We start from the raw sequence: 4,085 nt of genomic DNA on the forward strand, positions 1-4,085 counted from the left end.
GAGGGTGTGGGAGAGTAGGACACCGCCGGACACAACCACCAGTGATGGCCCCGAGCAACGACGCCCGGGGCCACCACCATTTAAAACAACACAACGATGTCAGAGCTTCTGATACATCACATGCAAGCCCACCAGACCGTCATCCGGGTGCTCGAAGGCCTCGGGAACCGTGCCGATGATCCTGAATCCCAGGGCCTGCCACAGATGGACCGCCGGATGGTTCGATTCGACGACCGCGTTGAATTGCATGCCGTGATAGCCCTCACCACGGGCCCACTCCAGGACGTGCTCCCCGAGAAGCCGGCCGATACCGCGATTTCCATGCCGGGGGCTGACGAGGAAGGACGCTGTGGCGATGTGAGCGCCTCGGCCGGGCCTGTTCGGGCCCATCTTCGCCGAGCCGACGATCTCAAGACCGTCCGTGGCGACCACTGTCCGGCCCGGCTCGTTCTCCATCCACCAGGGCCTGGCTTCTTCCAGCGTCTGACCCGCCGGGAAGGCGTAGCTGCGTCCCGCATCGATGATCTCCCGGTAGAAGCCGAAGATCTCGGGCCAGTCGTCGTCGGTGCTTCTTCTGATTTCCATGAAAGTCACCATAATCGACTGCTCTTATGGGCGGGTATCCGTTTCTCAACTGTTGCATAGTGCAACTTGAGGGCGTAGATTCAGAGGTATAGAACCACTGAGTCTGGAGGTCTCATGTTCAATGCACTCCTGGTCCTGAGAATCGCCCAGGGCGACATCCAACGAGTCTCTCTGCCGGATGGGCAGATGACAGAATTTCTCGCAGAGGCCGGGCCCTGGCCCGATGGGATCGTGGTGGCCGGCGAGACGGTCTACTGGACCACCATGGGCGAGCCGGTTCGCATTCCGGGAGTTGAGGGAGAAGGCGGCGCCGATTTCTCGGCCGCTACCGGAGGGGTTCATGCGGTGCCGCTGGCCGGCGGTCCGGTGCGCGACGTCGTCGGCCCTGGACTCATCACCACAGCCAAGCAGCTTGCCGACGACGGCAGGGGCAGACTCTATTGGGGCGACCGGGAAGGTTGCCGCATCTCCTCGGTGGCGATGGATGGCGATGGGCTGCACACCTTGATCAGCAATGTGCCGGACGCCTCCGGGGAGCAAGAATGCGTGGGCGTCGCAGTGGACGCGCCTCGCGGGCATCTCTACTGGACCCAGAAGGGGCCGGCCAAAGGCGGCAAGGGCAGGATCTTCCGTGCCGGACTCGAACTTCCGGCCGGCGAGGATGCCGATGCGCGCAACGACGTCGAGCTCCTCTGGGATGGTCTCCCGGAGCCCATCGATCTCGAGATCCATGACGGCTTCCTGTATTGGACGGATCGCGGAGCTGGCCCCACGGGTAACACCCTCAACCGGGCGGCGCTGCCACCCACGGGTGAACGCGGCGCCGAACCCGAGATCCTGGCATCCGGCTTCCAGGAGGCGATCGGTCTGGCGGTCGACGGCGAAGCGCATCGCGTCTATGTCTCGGAACTCGGTGGACGGATCCTCGCGGTTGAGCTGGACGCGCCTCGGAGCGCTCCCACCCTGGTGGCTGACCTTCAGACTCCCGTGACCGGCGTCGCCGGCCTGCGGGCCCCCGCAACATCACGAATCGAGAATCACGCATGAGCTACGCCTACACCTTCGAGCAGATCCGCACCCGTCCCGTCACCGTGATCGGCGCAGGCACCTTGGGCCGCAGGATCGCCCTGATGATGGCGTCCCGCGGCGGCGTCGTCCGGATCTCCGATCCCCAGCAGCAGACGGCGGAGGCAGCGGTGAGCTATGTCGAGGAGGCGTTGCCGGCCGTCCTCGCAGAGCGTGGTTCCGGCGAAGCGGGGACCGTAGTCGCGGCGTCGACGCTGGAAGAAGCGCTGCACGATGCCTGGCTGGTGATCGAAGCGGTTCCTGAGCGGCTTGAGATCAAGATCCCTCTTTGGGGTGAGGTCGACAGGATCGCCCCTGCTGACGCGATCTTCGCCACGAACTCCTCGTCCTACGCCTCCCGGCTGATGAACGAGCAAATCAGCGACAGATCTCGCCTGTGCAACCTGCACTTCTACATGCCACCGGTCTCCACCGCGGCGGACCTCATGTCCGATGGGGAGACGGGCCGCGAGGTCCTGGACACCTTGCTGAAGGTTCTTCCTGAGTTCGGTGTCCAACCGTTCGAGGCGCGCAAGGAGAGCACGGGCTTCATCTTCAACAGGGTGTGGGCCGCGATCAAGCGCGAGTCTCTTGCCGTGGTGGCGGACGGAGTGGCGCGACCGGAGGACGTGGACGCCATGTTCCGGCTCAACTGGCACATGCCTGCAGGACCTTTCCAGATGATGGACAGTGTGGGACTCGACGTCGTCCTGGACATCGAGGAGCACTATGCGGCGGAGAATCCCACGCTGCCGGAGGGCCCGCGAACCGTCCTGCGAAGCTATGTCGAGGCGGGCAAGCTGGGTCGCAAGAGTGGCGAAGGGTTCTACCGTTACGAAGGCTGACGGGCCCTCTCAGCGGCCTTCGCGGCTGGGAGAAGGCTCCAAAACACCCCAAAACTGGGTGAGATAGAGCAAAAAATGCCGGAAACACGCGGAATCTTCGGTTCCGAGGCGTGACTACTGGTAAGTTTCAGAGCAGTGGTTCCCGCGTGAACCGCGTGGAAATTCCCAGTAGTCGATACGTCCAGGAGGACACCCATGGCTAAGAACCGCAGCGACGTCGTCGCCGAAGTTGCCAAGAAGGCTGACGTCAGCCAGGCTTCTGTCAACAACGTGCTCGACGCTCTGTTCGAGGTTTTCGAAGCTTCCGTCGCCGCCGGCGAGAAGATCACCATCCCGGGCTGGCTTGCAGTGGAGCGCACCGACCGTGCAGCTCGCACCGGCCGCAACCCGCAGACCGGTGAGACCATCCAGATCCCGGCCGGCCACAGCGTCAAGCTGACCGCAGGTTCCAAGCTGAAGGCTGCTGCTTCCAAGAAGTAGGCTCTTCTGCTTGTTGAGGGCACCGGCAACAGCCGGTGCCCTCAACTGTTTAAGACGCATGAGGCGAGAGGCTGAATTCCCTGTGGATGGTGAAGCACGAGCATCCCGTGAGGTCGCTGAAGCATACGATCAGGTCGCAGAGCTCTATATCGAGCTCTTCGGCGATGAGGAGCTGGCCGACCCGGCGGACCGAGACGTGATCGTCCAGTGGGCCGCCGGCTGCCGTGGCCCAGTGCTCGACGCCGGATGCGGGCCAGGGCACTGGAGCGCAGCCTTGGCCCGGCGTGGGGTGCCGGTGGACGGTATCGATCTCTCCGCGCAATTCCTGATGCGCGCCAGACGGAGCTGCCCGGAGCTGACATTCGTGCAGGGAGACCTGCGATGCCTGCCGTACGAGAACGGCTCGCGGGCCGGTGTTCTCGCCTGGTTCTCACTGATTCACTTCGAGGAGAAGCAGCTGCGCAGAGCGCTGAAGGAATTCCACCGCGTCCTGGCGCCGGGTGGAGGACTCTTGATCGGCTTCTTCCTGCAGGGCGGTGACGAACCGCGGTCCTTTGACCACAAGGTGAGCCCGGCCTGGGCGTGGTCGAGCGACTGGCTCGCCCAGGAGCTTGTTTCCGCAGGCTTTCTGCCGATCCACTCAGAGGAGCGGCAAGCCACTGAATCGCAGCGGGAACAAGGCCATTGGAGTGCGGTGCGTGCGCCTGGGGAATGACTCCAGGAACCACTCGACGCCGGAGTTGTGCAGTCCCGGGGAACCGTGTACAGTAGATCGGGTTGCCGGGGCGGTGTTCCGGACCTGGCAGCCAACTTCGATTCTCATCCCTTTGAATTCAAACGCTGTTTGCGGCGCCCTTTTTGGTTGCCCGGCAGAGTGAATTCTGCGGAATTCGAATTCTCTTTCCGAAGCATTTCGGGAAGGGTGCGGATTTGCAAAAAGGAAAGCGGATGAGTTAGGATTGAAGGGTTGCGGCGGGAAAGCCGGGAGGAAACTTCCGGGGAGTAGCGCAGAGCAGTCTGTTGTTTGAGAACTCAATAGTGTGTCATGTTTTTTTGATACCAATGTTTTTTGGTAATCACTGGCTATCACCTCCGTGGTGGTTGGTGTTT

The 4,085-nt window shown here is 62.7% G+C and carries 5 protein-coding genes; 4 read left to right on the top strand and 1 reads right to left on the bottom strand.

The window, feature by feature from the left end; genetic code table 11:
- Positions 1 to 99 precede the first annotated feature (99 nt).
- Positions 100 to 585: a GNAT family N-acetyltransferase gene (locus ACIPXZ_RS16960; RefSeq protein ID WP_400596492.1), complete on the bottom strand. Its 486-nt coding sequence runs from the start codon at positions 583 to 585 to the stop codon at positions 100 to 102.
- 114 nt (positions 586 to 699) lie between these two features.
- Between ACIPXZ_RS16960 and ACIPXZ_RS16965 the strand changes: the two genes are divergently transcribed.
- The 4 genes from ACIPXZ_RS16965 to ACIPXZ_RS16980 all read left to right on the top strand — a co-directional run bounded on the left by ACIPXZ_RS16965 (position 700) and on the right by ACIPXZ_RS16980 (position 3,690).
- The gene (locus ACIPXZ_RS16965; protein WP_400596494.1) at positions 700 to 1,632 is read left to right on the top strand and encodes a hypothetical protein; all 933 of its coding nucleotides are present in this window, start codon (positions 700 to 702) and stop codon (positions 1,630 to 1,632) included.
- Entirely contained in the window at positions 1,629 to 2,495 is an 867-nt protein-coding gene (locus ACIPXZ_RS16970; protein WP_400596496.1) for a 3-hydroxyacyl-CoA dehydrogenase family protein, read from the top strand. Before ACIPXZ_RS16965 ends, ACIPXZ_RS16970 begins: the two co-directional genes overlap by 4 nt.
- Before the next feature lie 195 nt (positions 2,496 to 2,690).
- Complete coding sequence (locus ACIPXZ_RS16975; RefSeq protein ID WP_066217548.1) at positions 2,691 to 2,975, top strand: HU family DNA-binding protein; 285 nt, start codon at positions 2,691 to 2,693, stop codon at positions 2,973 to 2,975.
- A gap of 82 nt (positions 2,976 to 3,057) precedes the next feature.
- Entirely contained in the window at positions 3,058 to 3,690 is a 633-nt protein-coding gene (locus ACIPXZ_RS16980) for a class I SAM-dependent methyltransferase (protein ID WP_400596499.1), read from the top strand.
- The last annotated feature ends 395 nt before the right edge of the window (positions 3,691 to 4,085 follow it).

The sequence above is a fragment of the Arthrobacter sp. NPDC090010 genome (assembly GCF_044748305.1).
Lineage (GTDB): Bacteria > Actinomycetota > Actinomycetes > Actinomycetales > Micrococcaceae > Arthrobacter_E.